Here is a 221-nt window from a genome sequence, read left to right on the forward strand (position 1 = left end):
ACAACACCATCAGGAAACACAGCCGTTATTCCAGCAGCAGACTTAACTAAGACAGCAGACGACGCAGCTAAGCCAAATGCAGGTAACGATGTGGTTAAACCAGCAGATAAGACTGTGGTAGCGAACCCAGAAAAACTTACAGATGCTGAGAAGAAAGCCATCGAAGACAAAGTTAAAGCCGTGAATCCAGGTGCGACTGTAGTAGTAGACGATAAAGGAAA

At 45.2% G+C, this 221-nt stretch carries 1 protein-coding gene; it reads left to right on the forward strand.

Annotated features, from left to right (window positions below; genetic code table 11):
* On the forward strand, positions 1-221 hold a 221-nt coding region (locus B7699_RS00150), incomplete at both ends, for a GTP-binding protein (protein WP_142358309.1).

The sequence above is a fragment of the Streptococcus mitis genome (assembly GCF_002096835.1).
In the GTDB taxonomy this organism is placed as follows: domain Bacteria; phylum Bacillota; class Bacilli; order Lactobacillales; family Streptococcaceae; genus Streptococcus; species Streptococcus mitis_W.